The organism is Flavobacterium sp. HSC-32F16 (assembly GCF_024171645.1).
GTDB lineage: Bacteria > Bacteroidota > Bacteroidia > Flavobacteriales > Flavobacteriaceae > Flavobacterium.
Genome location: NZ_JALKAC010000001.1, coordinates 1010299 through 1029994, shown reverse-complemented (window position 1 = coordinate 1029994; position 19696 = coordinate 1010299). Strand labels below are relative to the sequence as shown.

At 41.2% G+C, this 19696-nt stretch carries 22 protein-coding genes; 3 read left to right on the top strand and 19 right to left on the bottom strand.

The genetic code is table 11. The features are described 5' to 3' along the window. Positions 1-2: 2 nt before the first annotated feature. The 16 genes from L1276_RS04545 to L1276_RS04470 form a co-directional block, all read right to left on the bottom strand. The gene (locus tag L1276_RS04545; RefSeq protein ID WP_253785850.1) at positions 3-563 is read right to left on the bottom strand and encodes a conjugal transfer protein TraO; all 561 of its coding nucleotides are present in this window, start codon (positions 561-563) and stop codon (positions 3-5) included. A 26-nt stretch (positions 564-589) separates the two neighbouring features. Continuing rightward, positions 590-1483, bottom strand: coding sequence for a conjugative transposon protein TraN (traN, locus tag L1276_RS04540; protein ID WP_253785849.1), 894 nt, complete (start codon positions 1481-1483; stop codon positions 590-592). A 22-nt stretch (positions 1484-1505) separates the two neighbouring features. Then, positions 1506-2822, bottom strand: coding sequence for a conjugative transposon protein TraM (gene traM, locus L1276_RS04535; RefSeq protein ID WP_253785848.1), 1317 nt, complete (start codon positions 2820-2822; stop codon positions 1506-1508). After that, on the bottom strand, positions 2809-3096 hold the full coding sequence (locus L1276_RS04530; protein WP_253785847.1) for a nitrogen regulatory IIA protein: 288 nt from the start codon (positions 3094-3096) through the stop codon (positions 2809-2811). Before L1276_RS04530 ends, traM begins: the two co-directional genes overlap by 14 nt. A 20-nt stretch (positions 3097-3116) precedes the next feature. After that, positions 3117-3548, bottom strand: a complete 432-nt coding sequence (locus tag L1276_RS04525) for a hypothetical protein (RefSeq protein WP_253785846.1) — start codon at positions 3546-3548, stop codon at positions 3117-3119. Between the two features lie 12 nt (positions 3549-3560). Further along, positions 3561-4184 carry a conjugative transposon protein TraK gene (traK, locus tag L1276_RS04520; RefSeq protein WP_253785845.1) on the bottom strand — a complete coding sequence of 208 codons (624 nt, stop codon included), beginning with the start codon at positions 4182-4184 and terminating at the stop codon, positions 3561-3563. A gap of 19 nt (positions 4185-4203) precedes the next feature. After that, the gene (gene traJ / locus L1276_RS04515) at positions 4204-5199 is read right to left on the bottom strand and encodes a conjugative transposon protein TraJ (protein ID WP_253785844.1); all 996 of its coding nucleotides are present in this window, start codon (positions 5197-5199) and stop codon (positions 4204-4206) included. Positions 5200-5201: 2 nt separating this feature from the next. Further along, a complete protein-coding gene (locus L1276_RS04510) occupies positions 5202-5834 on the bottom strand; it encodes a DUF4141 domain-containing protein (protein ID WP_253785843.1) in 633 nt (210 codons plus the stop codon). 28 nt (positions 5835-5862) lie between these two features. Next, positions 5863-8364: a TraG family conjugative transposon ATPase gene (locus L1276_RS04505; RefSeq protein WP_253785842.1), complete on the bottom strand. Its 2502-nt coding sequence runs from the start codon at positions 8362-8364 to the stop codon at positions 5863-5865. Next, positions 8361-8693 (bottom strand): DUF4133 domain-containing protein, encoded by a 333-nt coding sequence (locus L1276_RS04500; RefSeq protein ID WP_253785841.1) that lies wholly within the window; start codon positions 8691-8693, stop codon positions 8361-8363. The genes L1276_RS04505 and L1276_RS04500 overlap by 4 nt, the downstream gene beginning before the upstream one ends. A gap of 11 nt (positions 8694-8704) precedes the next feature. Beyond that, positions 8705-9010, bottom strand: coding sequence for a DUF4134 domain-containing protein (locus L1276_RS04495; protein WP_253785840.1), 306 nt, complete (start codon positions 9008-9010; stop codon positions 8705-8707). 200 nt (positions 9011-9210) lie between these two features. Continuing rightward, positions 9211-10026: a hypothetical protein gene (locus L1276_RS04490; RefSeq protein ID WP_253785839.1), complete on the bottom strand. Its 816-nt coding sequence runs from the start codon at positions 10024-10026 to the stop codon at positions 9211-9213. Positions 10027-10071: 45 nt separating this feature from the next. Next, on the bottom strand, positions 10072-10704 hold the full coding sequence (locus L1276_RS04485) for a conjugal transfer protein TraD (RefSeq protein ID WP_253785838.1): 633 nt from the start codon (positions 10702-10704) through the stop codon (positions 10072-10074). A gap of 2 nt (positions 10705-10706) precedes the next feature. Further along, positions 10707-10979 carry a DUF3408 domain-containing protein gene (locus tag L1276_RS04480; protein ID WP_253785837.1) on the bottom strand — a complete coding sequence of 91 codons (273 nt, stop codon included), beginning with the start codon at positions 10977-10979 and terminating at the stop codon, positions 10707-10709. Positions 10980-10990: 11 nt separating this feature from the next. Beyond that, positions 10991-11428: a DUF3408 domain-containing protein gene (locus L1276_RS04475; protein ID WP_253785836.1), complete on the bottom strand. Its 438-nt coding sequence runs from the start codon at positions 11426-11428 to the stop codon at positions 10991-10993. A 4-nt stretch (positions 11429-11432) separates the two neighbouring features. After that, on the bottom strand, positions 11433-12200 hold the full coding sequence (locus L1276_RS04470; RefSeq protein WP_253785835.1) for a ParA family protein: 768 nt from the start codon (positions 12198-12200) through the stop codon (positions 11433-11435). A gap of 770 nt (positions 12201-12970) precedes the next feature. Between L1276_RS04470 and mobA the strand changes: the two genes are divergently transcribed. Both mobA and mobB read left to right on the top strand, forming a co-directional pair. After that, complete coding sequence (mobA, locus tag L1276_RS04465) at positions 12971-13402, top strand: conjugal transfer protein MobA (protein WP_253785834.1); 432 nt, start codon at positions 12971-12973, stop codon at positions 13400-13402. An 8-nt stretch (positions 13403-13410) separates the two neighbouring features. Then, a complete protein-coding gene (mobB, locus tag L1276_RS04460) occupies positions 13411-14691 on the top strand; it encodes a conjugal transfer protein MobB (RefSeq protein WP_253785833.1) in 1281 nt (426 codons plus the stop codon). 5 nt (positions 14692-14696) lie between these two features. On the opposite strand, the gene L1276_RS04455 is transcribed toward mobB, so the two are convergent. Together L1276_RS04455 and L1276_RS04450 are read right to left on the bottom strand one after the other, a co-directional pair. Further along, on the bottom strand, positions 14697-15608 hold the full coding sequence (locus L1276_RS04455) for an AraC family transcriptional regulator (protein WP_253785832.1): 912 nt from the start codon (positions 15606-15608) through the stop codon (positions 14697-14699). A 461-nt stretch (positions 15609-16069) separates the two neighbouring features. Continuing rightward, the gene (locus L1276_RS04450; RefSeq protein ID WP_253785831.1) at positions 16070-16975 is read right to left on the bottom strand and encodes an alpha/beta hydrolase; all 906 of its coding nucleotides are present in this window, start codon (positions 16973-16975) and stop codon (positions 16070-16072) included. Between the two features lie 236 nt (positions 16976-17211). Here L1276_RS04450 and mobC point away from each other — a divergent pair, with 236 nt between their 5' ends. Further along, entirely contained in the window at positions 17212-19227 is a 2016-nt protein-coding gene (gene mobC, locus L1276_RS04445; RefSeq protein ID WP_253785830.1) for a conjugal transfer protein MobC, read from the top strand. 71 nt (positions 19228-19298) lie between these two features. Here mobC and L1276_RS04440 read toward each other — a convergent pair whose 3' ends face one another. Next, complete coding sequence (locus tag L1276_RS04440) at positions 19299-19658, bottom strand: helix-turn-helix domain-containing protein (protein ID WP_253785829.1); 360 nt, start codon at positions 19656-19658, stop codon at positions 19299-19301. Positions 19659-19696: the final 38 nt, after the last annotated feature.

The window sequence follows — 19696 nt, the reverse complement described above, 5'->3', positions numbered from 1 at the left end:
TTTTAAAAATTATACCTTAATCCCAAACCTGCCGCAGGCCGGAACTGCTTTAGATCTGTGCCCCACAACGCTTTTAGGCGTCCCTGCAGGAGCAGTACAATATGATCGGAAAGGTAGGTTTCCATAGACAGCCTTCCCCCAGCGCCATAAATAAAATTATCTTCACTAATTAGTTTTGCCCCATCATAAAGCATCTGCTCTCCGCGATTAATGCTTTCATAACCTATAAGCCCGGTCAGCGCTGTATTCAGGGTGATGTTCCTGCGGGCATCGCCCAGCAGGAAAAAACTGTAGCCGCCTTCTGCGGTATAGGTTTCATGAGGTACACGCAGGTCTTTGTAGGTGTAATTCTGATGGGAATATTCCAAAGCCCAAATCTGGTAGTTGCCGTTTTTAGCATTTACGGTCATACTGATGCCCAGGTAATAGTTCCTGTCCGGAGGATTGTCAGGTAAGGTTCCTGCATTTATTTCAACTCCTTTTTGTCCAGGCAGCATGCGCTGTGCCTGTACCGATGTCATGCTTATCAGGATAAGCATTACTACAGGGATATACTTTTTCATTTTTCTAAAATTGTTATATTACGTTATTAAAATTTAAGGTGCATCTCATTTATCAAGCGGGCTCTTATCAAATCCGAATTTTCCACCTGAAGGACCTGGTGCCTGCCTCCGTTCTTTTCAAAAATCTCAATAAGCAGTACCTTGTCATCGGCAATGGTAAACTGCTCCAGCAGGAAAACGTTCTGGTCGGACGCTGTACCGCCAATCTTACCCAGTGGCTTGTAAGTACGCAGGGGTATTAGTGGTCGTTGCTGCAGTACGGTGCGCTTGGCTAATTTTTTGTCCACCACCTTAAAATTGATAAAATCAATCTGGAAAGGAACATTGGTTCGGTTGGCAAGCTGGGTATGGAAATAGTACTTGCCATCATGGATGTATATGCCTTTTAAGGCGAACTGGATACCGAAACTCCTGGCTCCGATATGCTTGACAATGCGCTTGTCCATTTTGTAGATGGTTTCCATAAGCAGTCCTGCCAATGACGGGGAGCTACTGCCCAGCTCCTCAAAAAGGACATCCTGCCCATTTGATTTATCCACTGCTTTTTGCATATCCGGCAGGTTATAGCTCAGTGTCTGGGGACAGGAACTGTATTGCACATTAAAACTGTAAAAGCTGCCCTCATCTGTAATTACAGAAAAGTTGGTTTCCGTTTCAAAGTCCCGTGCCGATGCTTTTACACGCAGGACATTCTCTGCATCTTCTGCTTTTCCGGCTATCAGGTATTCACTGCCTAAGTCTACGTAACGAATGGCGGCCGGGAAAATTAAATGCGAAGTCTTATCATAGGTTACCTGCATTTGGTAAGGTTCTATCCTGCCCAAACCAAGATGTGTTTTTGGGTTTTCCTGCGCAAAAGAGGGCAGGACAGGGCCGATCAATAGGGCAATAGCCCACAAAAAATTAAGATGATTTTTCATTGTTTGATTTTTATTAAGTTTATTATTGTTTTTTGGAAACCAGATATAGCCGGTGGCCTGCCTTTATGGTTACTTTCGGCGTTCTTACTTTTTTGGAGAAGTAACCTGAGATTCCCTGGACCACACCGCGGCTTAAGTCAGCTGCCATCTGTTGACCTGCTGATTGTGTAAGCATGAGGCTTGTTCCGGAAGTCTGGCTCATATTGCCGGCCATTTCACTAAGGGCATTTATTTCAGGCGAATACGGCACGTACAAGCCTTGTTGTCCATCGAGGTCATAGATCGTGACATCCACCGTAATAATACTGCCGTCCACTTCCATGGAAGTAACCTTTAACTGTAAACGGCCTACCTGAATCTTGGCATCAGCCGTCAGAATTGTTCCTGAAGGAATGGTTCTGCCCGGTGTTTGGGCAGGCTCCAATAAACGCAGGAGGACAGTGCTTTCGCCGATAATAGTCTGGGTTTGCTCAACGCAGGCTTTCACACTGTTTTTTGGCTGTAAGTTCTGCTGCAAAGAACCTGCTGTATGAAAACTTTGTTTTCCCTCGCTGCTCCAATTTGATAAAAAGGAGCTGTCAGCAGGCTTTTGGTACAGGGCAGATACACCGCTTTTTTTTGCCGGAACAAAGGATTCAAAATAGACAGCCTTTGAAGTCGCAGGAGTACTGCTCTTTGTGTTTGCAGTTTCACCGGAATTTGCAGTGGAAGGAAGATATTTGGCTGCCATCTGGTAGGATTTTTCCATAAGTGCCAGCTGGTCAGCAGCCGTTACCCCGGCAGGTATCTCTTTTTCAGCCAGCTTTTCTTTTAACTCGTCCAATTGTCTTCGAAGTTCCTGCGTCTGGCCATTATCATCCTGATAGAAAGAACCCACTGCACTCTGCGCGTTCCGATAGCTGTTTACAGCCGGATTTCCCGATGCTGTAGTACTGCCGGTGTAGCCGATGCTTTGGTCATCCTGATCAGATGCTGCTTGTTTCCCCTGAGAACTTTCCTCATTCCAATAATCAGATAAGGTTTTGAGGTCACTGCGCTTTTGCTGTTCTTTCTGCTCAAGCATTTCCATCTCATAAGCCTTTTGTTTGTCTGCCTGCAATATGGCTTCTGAAGGCTGCGGCACCGAATCGTTAAGTCCTATGTTCTGGGTTTGATTTTTATCAGAAGATGGTTTAAAAATCAGGTACATACAGCCCGTAAATACGATACCCATCAAACCAAATATCAGCGGTTTTTTAATTTTTTCCATCATGCCCTTTTTTTCATCTGGAAAATGGGACGTTTTGCTTTGGCGGCCATCATCGGTCAGAATGCTGACCTTTTTTTTATTTTCTTTCATAAATTTTATTTTTTAGGATTAACGGTAATGTGTCCTGTAAATAAGCCGGACTTTCTTTCTTTTCAAAGACAGGGTTTTTGATATGCTCGACAGGGATATGGTGGTCAGAATTCGAAGTAGCACAGCATACTTGAAGCAGTACACCAGCCGTCAGCAGCAGATATCCTGCAAAAAAGTATAGTATAAAGCTATGCTGCTTCTTTACGGGCATTTGATCCCAGCACTTATCAAGGCTGTCAACCAGGCTCTCTTTATTTTTGTGTAGTTTTTTCATGCTTTATTGATTATGGGATATTATAACCTAAAACCTTTTTTTCGGAAAGAAAGCTGCTGTTCAGGCTTGTCGGTCACTTTGGCAAGGGCTTCTTTTGCTGTCGGGACAGAACTTGTTGTAAGGTTTGTCAATTCTGATTTTTTTATTAAATGCCCATAGCGGCCTTTCCTTTCAATTTCAATTTTCTGAATATCGAATTTGTCATCCTCAAATTTTACCCACATACGGCATCCAACTTTTTCTTTGTCTTCACCGTTCCATTCGAGATAAGTATTTAAAGACAATAAATTATCGTGTAATGGTCTGTCCGTACCATTACGGCAAGCCTCTAGGAACCTGTTGATGCTGTCTTTGACTTTGTCGGGATAACCCTCCTGCGTAAGAAAGAAGCCGTCATAACCTTTGTTGGTCAGGGTTTTTGCGAATTCATCTAAATCAAGTAAAAGTTTCATAAGTCTTAATTTTTAACGTTCTAGAACTTCAATGTCTCTATTTTCAGCAATTGCAAATTTTTCGATGTTGAAGCCCTGCGGGTTATTGTCTGAACGGACTGAGTTTACAAGGAAGCAGGATGTAACAAGGCTTCGCTTTGTTACATTGCTCGAACGGATGATAAATTGCTTGGCATAGGTGCGCACGGCATAGGGATAGGTCTCGAAATTGCAGACCACACTGTCCATCTCAATGCGCTGCTGTACATTGCCGCTTATGATACGGTTGTAATATCCCTTCTCCGACAGGTCTTTGTAGTAATCAAAGGCACTTTTGTCGGCAAGATTGAACGCGCGTTTCATATTGTTTTCAATGGCATTCTTGTCCGGAGCAAGTGTAAAGAACAATTCATGGAACCGCCTTACGTGTTCCCTTGCTTCTACAGGACGGTTGATGGACGCATCCTGCGCAAGTGCCAGCATGAGTGATTTTCCATTGTCCAGTACATAGATTTTCTGGCGCTGCTGTTCGGCAAAACTATAGGACTTCCAAAGGGCATATCCTGTGACACCCGCGCAGAGTCCCGCAAAAATAATGACGTATAGCCGGATCTGCCTGAAACTGTTTTCGATATTTCGTAGTGTATTAAATTCCATTTTCCTTGATGTTTAAGTGTTATTTGTTAATCAGCCTGCCACCGATATTCCCGATACTTGAACCTGCGCCGGCCCCGGCAATATTTCCGGATTTCATCGCAGTCTGGTTGACATTACGTGTAAAGTTGCCTGCACCTCCAGCCTGAATAATCCAGCCCGTCACTGTTGGGATGGTAAAGTACCCTACGATGCCGATAATCATAAAGATGATATACACGGTGTTGGAGGTATCGGGAATGAAAGTGGGATCGGCAAGCATTTCAATATCCCTTTCAATAATCAGCGATTGTATCCTGGCAAGCATCGAGCTGAACAGGTCGGCTACCGGAAGCCATAAATACACACTGACATATCGGGTAATCCACTGGCTCAGTGTGGACTGAAATCCGTCCCATGCCGATATGGCAAAGGCTATCGGGCCTAAAATAGAAAGTACAATAAGAAAGAAAGTGCGTATCGTGTCAATAACCAGTGCTGCTGCCTGAAAAAGTATTTCCAGCAGATTGCGGAACCATTCTTTCATTGCTTTTTCGATCTTGTATTCCTGCCTGTCCATATACATTCCTGCCATTGTTCGAATGTCAGAAGGCGACCAGCCCAGTTCATCCAATTTCTTATCAAAGGCTTCGTCGGATACCATATAGGCAGTTTCGGGATTTCGGATCATTGCTTCTCTTTCCAACAGGTCTTTTTTTGCCTGCAGCTCATTGAGGTCAAGGACCTGATTTTCCAAAATACCATGTGTTCCCTTTACTACCGGGCTCAATATGGCATTGATGGTTCCCAGTACCATCGTAGGGAAAAACATGATACAGAGCCCGAGTGCAAATGGTCTTAGCAGTGGGTATACATCTATGGGTTCTGCCCGGCTGAGTGCCTGCCATACTTTCATGGCCACAAAGAACAGTGCCCCCAGTCCTGCCACTCCTTTGGCCACTGCTGCCATATCAGCAGAGAGCGGGAGCATTTCATCATATAAGTTGCGAAGGACTTCGTGCAGGTTATTAAATTCCATGGCTACCAGTATTTTTGGTTTGGAGATCCATAAAGTTCAAGCACCCGTTTAGTGTTGTTCTGCTTTTTTGCCCTCAAGATGCTTACTGAGATGTTTTTATTGGTATAGTAGCGCACCAGGCTGTGATATTCTTTCACTTCCTTATACACACGGTCAATGATATCCATTCGTTCTTTGTCATTTAGCGACAGGGTTGAGGAGTTTACAATCTGTTTGAGTTCCTTCAGCAGCTCGGTACTCTCGCCCAGCAGTACTGAATAACCATTGGCAATCGCACTGAGTTCCTGCGCAGAAAAATTGGGATCGTTCATCATTCTGCCAAAATTCTGTACATACATCTGCGATACATCACCCACCAGCAGCACGGTCTGCTGTACCTTGCGCGCATCTTTCACCAGATTATTAATGGCCTGCAGTTTGTCATAATATTCCTTGCCCTGCTTGTAAACCTTTTCTACTTCCTTGAAATTTTTAACCACATTGCTCACCGTAGAGGACGTCTGTATGATTTCATTGGCGCTGTTGAGAATCCCCGAGGCAAGGTTGGCCGGATCGGTAACTACAAATTGGGCTTTAGCTGAAGGTGCAGCGGCAAGCATGAATGCCGCAGACACCAGAAATAGTATTTTTTTCATTGTTCTTCGATTTTTAAATTGTTAATGATTATTGATTTTCTTCTGCGCGACGCCTCATGGCGGTCTGCTTGATGGCGAGCTCTACATCGCCGCCAAGGGCTGCCGCCAGCTGCATCACTTCCATTTTTTCGGTTTCTTCAGTCGTGTAGGCGTAATATTCTTCGAGGCTCACTTCTGTAGCATACACCGCAGAGTGCGTACCGCCCAGGCCAATCCAGACTTCCTTATAAAGACGCGAAGGATCGTTGTTCATGTTAATGGATAGCACCTGTGCCTTTTCCTTATCAGTAAGGCCGAGCATTGCCTGTATGTCATCAAACTTGTTCATGTATTTGCGCTGGTCCAAAAGGATTTTGCAGTCGGAGTTGTTGATGATGCTTTCCTTGACAATAGGGGACTGGATGATATCATCTACTTCCTGGGTGACCACAATGGCTTCGCCAAAAAATTTACGCACAGTCTTAAAAAGATACTTGATATATTCCGCCATTCCTTCCTTGGCAATGGCTTTCCATGCCTCTTCAATCAGGATCAACTTACGGATCCCTTTGAGTTTGCGCATCTTGTTGATGAACACTTCCATAATGATGATTGTCACAATGGGAAAGAGAATTTTATGCTCTTTGATCGCATCAATTTCAAATACGATAAAGCGTTTGGAAAGCAGGTCCAGCTGTTTGTCGGAATTCAGCAGGTAATCATATTCGCCGCCCTTGTAATAAGGTTCCAGTACATTTAGGAAATTAGCAATGTCAAAATCTTTTTCCCTTACCTGTTTTTCTACCAGCACCCGGCGGTAATCCCCCTGAACATAATCGTAAAAACCATTAAAAGAAGGATAGGCATCATCGTATTTGATCTTTTCGATATAACCGCTGACCGCATTTGAAAGTGCCACTTCCTCAGAGCGTGTAGGGGGCTCGTCATCACGTTTCCAGAGCGTCAAAATGAGGGTTTTGATACTTTCTCTTTTTTCAATGTCAAATACACCATCATCGGTATAGAAAGGGTTGAAGGCAATGGGATTGTCTTCAGTATAGGTGAAATACACCCCGTCTTCGCCTTTGGTCCTGCTTTTGATCAGTTCACATAAACCCTGATAAGAGTTCCCCGTATCTACAAGAAGCACGTGCGCACCCTGCTCGTAATACTGTCTGACCATGTGGTTGGTAAAAAAAGACTTGCCGCTTCCTGAAGGTCCCAGGATAAATTTATTCCTGTTGGTAATGATACCGCGCTTCATGGGCAGGTCTGAAATATCCAGATGGATCGGTTTGCCGGTGAGCCTGTCGGCCATCTTGATGCCGAACGGTGAAGGCGAATTCGGGTAATTGGTTTCTTCAGTGAACATACACAAAGCAGGTTCAATAAACGTGTAAAAGCTTTCCTCGCTTGGAAAATCACCTGCATTGCCCGGCATCCCCGCCCAATACAGGGTGGCTGTATCAGTTGTATTGTGACGGGGCTTGCACTCCATCAGCGCAAGGGCACTTCCGCAGTCATTTTTCAACTGTTTGAGTTCAGAAGGGTTCTCCGACCAGGCCATGATATTAAAATGTGCCCGGATAGAGGACAGACCGAAAGAATGTGCTTCATTCAGGTATTTTTCTATCCACTCTTTATTGATTTGGTTAGCACGGCTGTAACGGGCCAGCGAATGCATGTTCCTTGCTGACTTTTCAAACTTTTGAAGATTCTCTTGGCTGTTGTCCAAAAATAAATACTGGTTGTAGATATGATTGCAGTTCAGCAGCAGTCCTGCGGGCGCAGCAAATGACAACCGGCAGTCACTTCGGTCCGTGGACAGTTTTTCATAGCGGGTATCCGCCGAGACCGTTGAGGGCAGGTCATCGGTATCGGAAAGCGTGTGCAGGCACAATCTTTTATTACCGATACGGATTTCCTCGCCTCCCAGTGCAATGTCCTGCATCGGTGTTCCAGCTTCCCTTGACAGCGTCAGGTACTGTTCCAGTAATCCCTGTTTTCCTTCCGACCCGATTATGTCTTCTTCGCTCATGCGTTTAATTTTGACAAATCCGCTGTCGTTTATGATCCGCTCAAACTGCGTAACGGCTTCCATAAAACGGTGGATGGTTTCTTTATCCCTGATTTCTTTGGGTATCAGGCTGCCTTTGCACAGCGAAGAGAAATTGCTCTGCATGCGCATCCTATCTTTGGTGGTCTTGGTCAGGAAAAGGTAGCAGTAATGGTTCAAAAAAGGGCGCTCATTAAAATGTCGCTGGTAGGACCTGGCCAGAAAACTCTGGTCGTCTGTCAGATCAGGATCGTAGCTTTCTTTGATGTACCAGTCCTGTTTGTGAACGACTGTAAAATCGGGCAGGGTCTTAATGGCTTTGTGCCAGGCAGAATGAATAGCTTCATATTCGGCCGAAGCCACCGTAAAGAGTTCCGGAAGCTGCACTTCAAAACAAGCGGTAATATCTGCATCCTTTGACAAGATGCAGTTGTTTTCTACTGCCAGAAGCGGAAACCTGCTTTCCAGTGTTGTGATCTTGGCGGAATTTCTCATACTGCACTGGATTTAGGAGTAAACTTCAGGCAGCGGCGCACAGCCTTGCGGCAGATAATGTAGCGGGGATGTCTTTTTTTTGCAGCGATTTTCATCAGCCCATGCTGGCCGTACTTTTTATTTAGCGCAAAGGTCTGCCACACAATCAGCGAGGCACCGCCGGCTCCGAGAAACAGGCAGATATAAGAATTGACCCCGGCCATGTAAAGTATCATCACAAGGATAAGGGTTCCAAGCAGCCCGCCGGCGAAGATGAACAGGTATTGTGCTTTGAGTCCCTTAAACTCTACGGTTCTTCCAATGCCTTTGTTGATGTTGTAATTAGTCATAAGGAAGAAGATTAAAGGAAGAAGGAACGCAGGATGGTAGCCGCTACAATCAGGAAGATACAGGCACCAAACCAGCTTGCCGCGGTCTTGCTGGTGTCAGGATCTCCGCTGCTGAATTTGTTATACACCTTAACCCCTCCAATTAGACCTACCACCGCTCCGATGGCATAAATAAGCTGTGTTGCGGGGTCGAAGTAAGAAGTAACCATCTGGGTAGCTTCCGTGATGCCCGCTGTACCGTTTCCCTGAGCCATCGCACTAAAACCTGTCAGCATTGTTATCGCTCCAGGCAAGATTTTTTTTGTTTGTTTTTCCATGATTAAACACTTTAGATTGTTATTGACTTCCCGTACCTTACGGGCTTTCGAAGGCAAATGTCTAATGGAAAAGAAGGTGTTATAGTAAAGTGGCGTTCACTTGAATTACTTGGCAACGGTTGGCATTATCCTTAGTGTTTAAGCATAAAAAAAACGTCAAACATAAAATGTTTGACGTTTAAAAGTTTATAGCTATAGAATTAGATTCTGCGGCCTTTATTTTGTTTTGGCTGGATTGATGTTTCTTTTTGAGTAGTCTTTTCCTGCTTCTTTTGTGCTTTGAGGTTGCTTTTAATTAAATCAGCAAGAAAGGTTTTTTCCCACGGAACATTCTTTGCAGCAAACTGTAATTTTAAACCGTTCCTTACCAGACCGTGCGTGATTTCAAATCCATATTTCCTGTTCCAGCCAATTCTATCGAGCAATCTTTCAGAGGGAAATCTCACAGCGATTAAATCTTTGGGAAGCTCTTTTAAATTTAAGTAGTCAGGCTCCTGAAATTCGTGTGTCTTGGGATTATAAGGAATGGTGTAGGTTCTTTTTTCTAAATCGTAGTATCTATCTATATTAGAAAATACAATACCATTGGAAAGGAAATCATCTTTAGGACGAAGCTTATCCATTCGGATATCAACATAAAAGGTATGTCCGGCGATATCAACAGTTGGAAGTATTCCTTTATTTACCCGCATATCAAAAGCCTTCTGATCTACCATTAGCTCAAAATCAGATTTGCTCTTTACCTCTTCTAATGGATAATTATATCGAGCAGCCATTCCTTCGGGATCAATTGCCACAAATTCAGGAATCTTAACTGTGATACTTTCACGGTCAAAAACATTGGGAAGATTTTTATTTCTTAGGTTGTACTCAAAAGTATAGCCGTCGCCTGTATCTCGCATATTTTCAAATGTAATGGTATTTGTCGGGTCAGCCTTTTCCCTGAGTTCAAGCTTGGTTATATCTACTATAAAGTCTGTACCTCCAATGTTAATGAGTGGCAGTTCTCTTTCCATGTCATCCTGTGTTTTTATTAAACAATAAAGGGGAGTATTGCCCTTTCAAACAAACTCCCCAATATCAAAATTATCCAAATCATTTTTCCGCAAAGTGGAAGAACCGGAATCAGTTTCAGAGAGACTGCTGTCCAACAGCATGGCTATTTTTCTAGAAGCACCCTCAATGGAATTTTCCAGCAGGCTGAATAATTCAGTACCCTGTATTTTTTGAACTACCGCAATTGCTGTTTCTTTTTGGGTTTTCTCCAAATTTTCTTTTTGGAGTAACGCCCCAACTGAGCTTAGTTCATCATAGGTAACCCCTTGGGCAAGACTGTCTTCACCTGCGGATATTCCGTACCTGTTCCATTCTTCTTCTTCCTGTTCAAAATCAGGCATATTACTGAAAACTTCGTCCAGCTCTTCCTGCGGAATTTGAACACCTACGTTTTCATTTTCGTCGTATTCAATGTCTAAATTATCGGGATTTAGCTCTGTTTCCTCTAGTTGGATTTCATTGGCACTTTTTGGAAATGAAAGGCGTCGCACAGGCTTGGGCTGCCCTATAATATCGGGCAGGTTTGGATTAACTTTCTCCTGCATCGGCTTTTGCGCTTCCCTTTTTTTAATTACAATCTTATCCTGCAATAGCAAGGCGATGACTATCAGCAGGCATATTACAATTACTGTTTCCATAATCAAAGAATTGTTTTTTGTTTTTCAATATGCAGCACTTTTATATCCTCTCCAAAATCCTGAAAATGCTGCTTCAGCACATTGTACAGATAATCGGAGATTGTGATTTTTCCATCGCCGAGGAGAAAAACAATACTTGATATTTTTTTATGAAAATCCTCACTGATATAGACCGTCTTGCCATTTCTAGCCAAAAATTCTGTCGGCTGTAAAAAATTGTCTTTGTATTTCCCGATATAACCAGGCTGTTTCTTTTTCTTAAATAAATTTTTCATAATGATATATTTTAAAAAATGGGCTTAAACTTCTCATTGAAATCTTCAGTAATTGCTTTCTCAAATACTTCAAAATGATGTTCGAGAATATTGTCAAGATAAGCATATAGTGGTATCTGATCTTTGCCTATTACCTGTACGATGCGGGAAAGACGCTCGTGGTATTCCTGCCGGATGTATATACTCTTATCACCGCGCTTGGTCATGGAGTGGGTTATCAAAAAATGGCTGCCATAACTGCCGTCAAGACTTTTCTTTGTTCGGTTCTTTTCCCTTTGTAAAGTTTTGCCCGGTAGAAAATCTTCCTGTTTTACATCTTCCTTTTCCGGTATTTTGATTGGTTCAGGCGGAAACTGTATCCCTTCTTTTTTTACTCCGTCAACCATCAGGTCCATCATCAACTCTTCATTAATTTCGGGTGTGGTTTTTCTTTTATTTTCTCTCTCCATAAAACTACAATTGAATAATTTTTAAAAATTCATCGATGAACAGGTCTAAGTGGCAGGCTTTCATCAAGCGTTCATCTGGAGGTATTATGGTGGAACGAAAAACGGTCTTGCTGTCCACTTCACTTTCTTTGCGAAAACGTGTACTGTTCTTGATTTGGCTTCGCATCAGGCTTAAACCCAATTTTTCAATCAGTTGGTTATACACTCCGTATAAGGGTGTGCTTTCCCTGCCATCGACCTGGTTCCAGAACAGGTTAATAGTTTCTATGGAAGTTTCCCCTTTCTTCATAATCACATCCTGCAAAAGCTGTGTAAAAATGAGTGTACTTTCCATTACCACACGGTCTGCCGTGATCGGCGTAAAAATGTGGTGCATTCCTGCCAGTGCTTTTAGAATACCGGGAGTGTTTACGGTTCCGGGCAGGTCAAAAAAGACAACATCAACCGCAATAGTAGAACCACTTATAAATTCCTGAGCGGCTTCCAATACACTATCTGCTTTACAAGCCATAATGGAATAGGCTTTTTTGTTGATAGTAGTGAACTGTTTATACGCCAGCTTTTTCAAAGCTTCGTTCTCCATTACCATCCCTAAATCCCTTGTCTTCATTTTCATAAGGCTGTGCTGTGGAAAATCCGCATCAAATACCGCTATGTTGTAGCCCAACCGATAGTGCAGCACACTTGCCACAAGCGTTGTAAATGTACTTTTGCCAACACCGCCTTTTTGAGAAGAAAAGGCGATATACAGAGGTTTCTTTTTTGTGTTCATATTTTAAAAATTTAAAGTTTATAACATGGGTTGCAGTTTTGCAGGCTACACTGAATTCGTGCTGTCTTTCTTGCAGGATAGCCGTCAGGTTTGCCTGCCGGAATTTCTGATTGCCTGCTTTTTTGCAATACAGCATCGCTGCATTCATTCCGGTACCTGATCAGGCAGGATTGCCGTCTTTCTTGTATACTGTCAATCAATCAATCAATCAATCAATCAATCAATCAATCAAGAGGGCAATATATTCTGATAGAAAGCCGTCACGCTTTCAAATATTTCTGCATTGTTGCACTCTTGCATTCTTGCAATAAGGAAAGCCGTATGATTTGCAATCCTGAATGTGCTCAAGCGACTTGTCCTGAAGTACGGGCTGACTGTCATCCTGCCAGCATTCAAAGACAAAGGACTAATCATTTTCGCTCCATTATATGCATGTTGCATTGCTTGGCACTCAAAGGAAGTTTTTGGTGCTTCAGGACATTACAATCCTTTTATAAACAAGGTTTTACTTTGTAAGATGAATTTTTATTAACCGATTTATGCATAGAGATCTTGACAGAATGGAGAATAAGCAGAACGGCTTAAGGCCGTTTTCCCGGCTAACTTTAATCCGCCTGTAAAGGCGGTTTTTTGTGTTCACCAGAACACGGCAAGTTGTGTTTTGAGGCACTCTAAACCGAGTTAGTGCCTCAAAACAACTTGCCCTGCCGGGGACTGAAAAACACCTTCCGAAGTCAGGGTTTTGTGTGGAAATTTAAAATGGATTTGTGATGAACGAAAACAATAACAACAAACGAAATAAGGGAGGCAGGACACCCAAAGGTGATCCGAGTATTCATCGCCATGTTTTTCGCCTGACGGACGCTGAAAATGCCCAGCTTTTATCGCTTTTTGAAGCATCGAGAATGCCCAATAAGGCAAAGTTTATCATTTCGCTGCTGTTCAACAAGGAGATGAAATCGGTTAAAATAGACAAGGGAAAAATTGATTTTTATATGCGATTGACTTCTTTTCATAGTCAGTTTCGCTTGGTAGGCGTGAATTATAATCAGATTGTAAAGCTGTTATACCGTCATTTTTCAGAGAAAAAGGCAGCAGCTTTTCTCTATAAATTGGAAAAACAGACCGCTGAGATGGCGGTATTATGCCAAAAAATCATTCAGATAACCGAAGAATTTGAAGAAAAATATCTCAAAAAATAACCTTAGAAATGATAGCTAAAATCGGAAGAAGCGAAAATTTATACGGAGCATTAGCCTACAATCAGCTCAAAGTAGAGAATGAAAAAGGGCAGATTTTGTTTGGTAATAGGATGATTGAAACCACCAGCGGTCATTATTCCGCTGCTCAATTAGCCCAATCTTTTGCACCTTATCTCATTGCCAACCGCAATACTGAGAAACATACGTTACATATCTCGCTCAATCCCGATCCGAAAGATAAGGTAAGTGATGACAGGTATAGGGAAATGGCAGAAGCATATATGCAGGAGATGGGTTACGGACAGCAGCCCTTTGTGGTGTTCAAGCACACGGATATTAACCGCAGCCATATTCATATTGTATCGGTTTGCGTGGATGAACAGGGTAAAAAGATTTCGGACAAGTTCGAGAAAATGCGCTCTATGAACGTGTGCCGTGAACTGGAAAGGAAATATGGACTCGTAACCGCAACGGATAAAGAACATACACAGAACGACAAGATTTTCCGTCCGGTAGATTATCGCTCAGGTGATGTCAAAAGTCAGATGGCTTCAGTATTGCGCCACCTGCCGAATTATTATCAATACCAAACTTTGGGAGAATATAATGCCTTGCTTTCCCTGTTCAATGTCACCACCGAAAAAGTGCAGGGCGAGTTGCAGGGAAAGATGAAGGAGGGTTTATTATACATTGCGTTAAATGATAAAGGCGAAAGGGTCGGGCATCCGTTGAAGGCTTCCTTATTCGGTAAGAATGCCGGATTATCGACTTTGGAATTACATTTTGCGAGATGCAAAGAGACCTTAAAAGACCACCCCGCAAAGCCAACCATTAAAGCTGCCGTTAACATTGCCCTAAAATCAACTAGTGATGAGCAGGCTTTTAAAAAAATGTTAGGCGAACAAGGCATTAACGTAGTGTTGCGCAGAAATGACACAGGACGTGTTTACGGAATCACCTTTATAGACCATAATTCTAAAACAGTGTTGAACGGTTCACGATTAGGGAAAGAGCTTTCTGCCAATATCTTTAATGATTGTTGGAATAATAATATCAACCCCAACATTAAAGAACCGGTCGAACTACAATCTAAAATGTCAAGACCGAATGATGCAGATCTTCCTGCGGAAGAACCTCATCATTTGTTCGACTTCTTAACTACAGACAAACACGAAGGCGGTTTGATTGAAGCGTTGGGATGTTTATTGCCCGAAGCACAGGGCGAAGATTACCAGGAACAGGATTTTGCTAACAAGATGAGAAAAAAGCATAGAAAGAGTTCGAGATAATTATATTAATTAAAAGACTGTCGGAATTCCAGCGGTGACATTTCAGTTTTGTTTTTGAATAGTTTATTGAAAGATTGAGAGCGTTCAAACCCTAAGTTAGAAGCAATCTCCGAAACTGTTAAAGTTGATATGGTGAGATACTCTTTTGCTTTTGCAATCAATTGTTCGTGAATATGCTGTTGCGCACTTTGTCCAGTGAGCGAACGTAAGGTATCACTCAAATAATTTGCGGACAAATTGAGTTGACTTGCTAAATATTCTACAGTTAGAATACCTTGTTGCAACGGCTTTTCACTATTGAAATAGTCGGCAATAAAATGCTCAACTTTTATGAGCAAGTTATCATTTACTGCTTTTCGGGTTATAAATTGTCTGCCGTAAAAACGGTTGCTGTAATTTAATAACAAATCAATCTGAGACAAAATAACACCTTGCGTATGGTGGTCAATATGTTGGTATTCTTCTTCAATTTTTTTAAAAATAGCGATTACATTACTTTCTTCTTTTTCTGAAAGATGCAAGGCTTCACTTAAAGAATAAGAAAAGAAATTGTAATTTTTAATGTTAACAGCTAATGGATGCTTTGCCAAAAAATCGGGATGAAACATTAGTGCATAACCACTTCCAGATATTTCGTTAAATTCGTTTGTACTTTCTACTTCGATGGACTGAACTTGTTTTGGGGCAATAAAAGTCATTGTTCCACTATCAAAATCATAATAATGTTGACCATATTTAACTTTAGACTGGATATTCTTTTTTAGTGAAATGGTATAAAAATTTGTACTGAATTTTTTCCAAACATCAGAAGCTATAGCGTGTAATTCTGATACCTGAACCACGCTTACCAAAGGATGCAATGGCGGTGGTATGGATAATAAACGATGAAACTCTGAAAGCGACTGAATGACTTGCATAATTAAATTTTATAAATTATTTGACCAATGGTTTTAATCATTTCTGTTTCCAATACAAAAATCCGAAAAGCAATAAAGCAAAAAATTCTATAAGCAACCACCATAATTGTTGTATAAAAAATCCATGTTTTACAAAACCCGTTAATCTGGAAATGATGATGCCTAACGTAACAGCAAAGAGTAATGCCGTGATGCTTAAACCCCAGGAATTTCAATTGTTATAGAAAGTAAGGAATAACCCCAGACCAACAAGCAATCCCCATCTTACACGCTTCTCAATCATTTGGTAAGAATCAATGGATACAGGAAATTTACCTAGTAAGTCTGGTTTTAATGTAAGTAGAAAACCTGCAATAAAAAGAAAAATACCTAATATTTTTAAAACTAAATTCATAGCAAATCAGAATAGCTAAAGATAATATTTATTTTCTGGCCGTCAGTTGATAATGCGGTAACATTTTCTACAAATTCTCTTGAAAAAAAGGCACTAATTGTTCTAATGCGTTCTGTGTAGCTTGGGGTTGATCATACAAATCGTAGTGACTTGCACCTTGTACAATGTGTATTTTTTTATTGGTGGAGGCTGCTTTATTATACAAATCAAAACCATCTCTGTAAGAACCAAAACCGCCTACTTTGTCTCCAATAATTACCAATAAAGGTTGTGTAAGAAAATATTCTGCCAAATGAAAAGCATCGAACATAATCAAATTACTCATACTTGTAAAAAGCAATTTATTGCAGGAATTAGGATGTTGTCCGCGAGGGGTTCTGTAGTAATCGATAGCTTCGAGTAAATCCATTTCGTGTAAACCTAATAGCTGAGCTTCTTCTGTTGAATTGGGTATCCAATTATTAATGAGTTTCTCAGCTCCGTTAGCTTCGGCAGTTCGTTGTTGAGCAACAGCATTAAGTATTTCTATTGGATTAGCTTCGCGAAAGGCTCTGCTTGTATTGGTTCCTATTACTGTTCCTATTGCCTTAATTCTTTTTTCTGAAATAGCAGCATTAGCAGCGTAACCACCACCTGCGCAAACGCCCATTGCACCAATTCTCTCGTTGTCGACAAAAGATAATGTTGTAATATAATCTATGGCACAACGAATATCTTCAACTCTTGTTGTAGGGTCTTCCAAAAACCTCGGTTCGCCACCACTTTCCCCTTGAAAAGAAGCATCGAAAGCTAAAGTTATAAATCCATTTTTAGCAAGTTGACTGGCATATAGGCCTGCCGTCTGTTCTTTCACACTGCTGCCCGGATGAACGCAAACAATAGCAGGGTATTGTTTAGTTTCATCAAAATTTTCAGGAAAATATAAATGTCCTGCTACATCCCAAGTTCTGTTTTTAAAGCTAACTCTTTGCATTGCTGTATATCTTTTTTGTTATGTTGCAAAATTCATAAAATAAAAAGTAGTGAGTGTTTCCAAATTACTGTTTGTTGTGTCTTTATTACTGAGGTGCTTTTTTAATATTTATTTACCATCATACATTGTAATAAACATTTAGCCAAATACTGCCATGTACCGCCATTTAGTGCCATATTCTTATAGCCACTATTTATAGCCTTTAATTTCACGCCCGAACATTAAAAATTATAATAATGCAGGGAGAAGATGATTTACGGGGACTTGCCAAAATTATGGCTTTTATGCGGGCAGTAAGTATTCTGTTGGTACTGATACATATTTATTGGTTCTGCTATGGTTTCTTTTTAGAGAATGGCTTGACAGTGGTGGTGATCAGCAAGATATTGGTCAACTTTCAGCGGACAGCTGGTCTTTTTTCACATATGATCTATACCAAAGTCTTTGCAATAGTGTTGCTGGCATTAAGTTGCTTGGGAACAAAAGGCGTAAAGAACGAAAAAATAACCTGGCCTAAAATTTATATGGCTTTGGTAATTGGATTTGTCTTATTTTTCATAAATACGCCTTTGTTAGAATTATCATTAATTACTGCTGCATTTCTTTACATTCTTACCACGGCTTTAGGTTATATCGCTTTAATGGTAGCCGGAGTTTGGATGAGCCGCCTGCTTCGTAACAATCTCATGGACGATGTTTTTAATAATGAGAACGAAAGTTTTATGCAGGAAACTAAATTGATGGAAAACGAATATTCTGTCAATCTTCCCACGAAGTTTTATTACAAAGGAAAATGGAACAATGGCTGGATTAATATAGTCAACCCGTTTCGGGCAACGATTGTATTAGGAACTCCGGGTTCAGGAAAATCGTATGCAATCGTAAACAATTATATTAAACAGCAGATTGAGAAAGGTTTTAGTATGTATATCTACGATTTCAAATTTGATGATCTTTCCACTATTGCATACAACCACTTATTAACACATCGGGATAAGTATAAAGTTCAGCCGAAATTCTACGTGATAAATTTCGATGATCCTCGCAAGAGCCACCGCTGCAATCCTCTTAATCCCGATTTCATGACAGACATTTCAGATGCTTACGAAGCAGCATATACGATAATGCTGAACCTCAACAGGTCGTGGATACAGAAGCAAGGGGATTTCTTTGTCGAGAGCCCAATTATACTTTTGGCCGCCATAATATGGTATCTGAAAATCTATGAAAAGGGCAAGTATTGTACATTCCCACATGCTATTGAACTCTTAAATAAAAAATATTCAGACTTATTTACCATTTTAACCTCGTATCCCGATTTGGAAAACTATTTGTCGCCATTCATGGATGCATGGCAGGGAGGAGCACAAGACCAATTACAGGGGCAGATTGCATCGGCAAAAATTCCTCTGTCAAGAATGATTTCACCACAACTTTATTGGGTTATGACAGGCGATGATTTTTCATTGGACATCAACAATCCTGCAGCGCCTAAGATATTATGCGTAGGTAATAATCCTGACCGCCAAAACATCTACTCTGCTGCCTTGGGATTGTACAATTCCAGGATTGTAAAACTAATTAATAAGAAAGGACAATTGAAAAGTTCGGTTATCATAGACGAGCTGCCCACTATCTATTTTAGAGGATTGGATAACCTTATTGCAACTGCCAGAAGCAATAAGGTGGCAGTATGTTTGGGCTTTCAGGATTATTCTCAGCTGACAAGGGACTATGGCGACAAAGAGAGCAAGGTAATTCAGAACACCGTAGGTAATATTTTTAGTGGTCAGGTGGTTGGGGAAACTGCAAAAAGCCTTTCGGAGCGATTTGGGAAAGTATTGCAGAAAAGGCAGAGTATGAGCATCAACCGCAATGATACCTCGACATCAATCTCTACCCAATTGGACAGTCTTATACCGGCTTCCAAAATATCCACCCTGACACAAGGTTTTTTTGTTGGATCTGTCTCGGACAATTTTGATGAACGGATCGAGCAGAAAATCTTCCATGCTGAAATTGTCGTGGATAATGAAAAGGTTGCTTCCGAAACTAACGGATATCAAAAAATACCGGAAATCTTATCTTTTATGGACGAAAATGGGATAGACAATATGAAGCAGGCAATCGAGGGCAATTACAGGCAGATAAAAACGGATATTGTATTGATTATCGAAACCGAATTGGAACGTATCAAAACGGACCCCAACTTACAGCATTTGATAAAAAAAGATAGCCCCAAAAAGGATTGATAAATACTGCTACATCCTAAGTCTGTAATCCGTTGTGTACTGGTAAAAACCTGAGTAATTCCGGCAATATATCATTTCAATAAAATTTTATGTTTTGCACCCCAATTTTCTAACTGGCGCCAAATCGGAATTAAATCTCGTGCAATTTCCGTCAGTTCATAATCTACCCTTGGCGGAACTTCCGCATAAACGGTACGTTTTAACAATCCTTCTTTTTCCAATTCACGCAACTGTAGTGTGAGCATACGTTCTGTGATGTTTGGAATCTGCCTTCTTATTTCGCTAAATCTTAATTTACCTTCTTCGAGCTTACACAAGATTATCAACTTCCAGCGCCCGCCTATTTTACAAACAGCATACGTTAAATTGCATCCTTCCGTTATGCATTTTTCATTCTGCATATTGGTCGAATTTTCTTTTCTAATTCCCATTACTTACAAATTTGTTAGTACCATACATTTGAATGTCT